A 1,409-nucleotide genomic window follows, 5' to 3' on the forward strand; every position below is an offset into this window, starting at 1 on the left:
ATCGTTAATGACCCTGAAGACAACAATACTGCAAAAGTGACGTTTTTTATGGGCGATCACTCCGCCCGACAAATCGATACCATGACACTCTTGGGTAACAATGAAGTGGTGTTGGGCAATAGCTTTATCGTTATGTCGCGAAAGGAACCGCGACAAGAATCGTCGCCTGAAATAACACGCTATGTGCGCCTGCTTAGTACAAAAGCTCCTCTATTCGAAAAAATTTCAGAGAACACAGTATTAGTTCGCATACCGGCTTTCGATCATGTCTTCAAAAAAGACATTGACGCTGTTATCGCTAAGCATCTGGATACGATTTTGAAAACTGAAAACCTCATTATCGACATACGAGGAAACGGTGGTGGTAGTGACGTAAGCTATGCGTCTTTACTCCCTATTTTATACACCAACCCTATTCGCACTGTAGGCATGGAATACCTATCTACCGAGCTTAACAACTCTAGAATGCTTGGCTTTTTGGAAAACCCTCATTTTAGTGAAGAAGAAAAGCAATGGGCAAAAGACGGGTACGACATTCTTAATCAACACATCGGCAGCTACATCAATATTGATGAAGACGTAACGGTGGAGACTTTCGATAAAATTGAACCCCTGCCGAAGAATATTGGCGTACTTGTTGATTCAAGTAATGGCAGCACCGCTGAGCAGTTCTTACTGGCGGCTAAACAAAGCAAAAAAGTAAAGTTGTTTGGGCAAACCACCGCAGGTGTACTCGATATTTCTAACATGTATCAAACTGATTCGCCGAGCGGTGTTTTTACCTTGCATTACAGTTTAACCAAAAGTTTGCGTATTCCCCACATGGCCATTGATGGGGTAGGCATTCAGCCAGACTATTATATTGATGGAGAGCTTCCTCTTTATCAGTGGACGTCTTATACGCAAAAGATACTTGAAGGCATGTAAACCCTCATAAACGGCAAGCATACGGTTATTTGCGAGTAACTAAGACCAAACAGGTTCATTTGTGTAACGTTATCCTTTATGGTGCGTCGTCAAAATAATAATGGACCAACATTTATGGATTCAACGTCACGCCCCAGCCTGTTTCAGCGCTACATGAATGGCAGTTTGGTACTGCAAATTATCATTGGTATCGTATGCGGTATTGCGATAGCGAGTTTTTCACCTTCAGCTGCTCAATCAGCAGGGCTATTGGGTAACTTATTTGTAAAAGCCTTAAAAGCAATAGCTCCTTTATTGGTTTTTGTTTTGGTCATGGCATCCATTGCCAACCATAAGCAAAACGAGCAAACCTTTATCAAACCCGTGCTTGTGCTTTATTTGATGGGCACACTACTGGCCGCGCTCACCGCCGTGTTGGCAAGCTTTGCTTTTCCTACAAGCTTAAGCTTAGTGACTTCAGATGCTGACACTTATACACATCT

General features: G+C 42.6%; 2 protein-coding genes. Both read left to right on the forward strand.

Going from position 1 to position 1,409, the window contains the following annotated elements; translation table 11 throughout:
• A partial coding sequence (locus tag QVA83_RS09850; RefSeq protein ID WP_287498422.1) for a S41 family peptidase occupies positions 1–927 on the forward strand: 927 nt, incomplete at its 5' end.
• A gap of 114 nt (positions 928–1,041) precedes the next feature.
• Positions 1,042–1,409 (forward strand): cation:dicarboxylate symporter family transporter (locus QVA83_RS09855; RefSeq protein ID WP_287498423.1); only part of this gene is annotated, 368 nt, incomplete at its 3' end.

Source organism: Alteromonas sp. AO-Serp (assembly GCF_017849675.1).
Lineage (GTDB): Bacteria > Pseudomonadota > Gammaproteobacteria > Enterobacterales > Alteromonadaceae > Alteromonas > Alteromonas macleodii.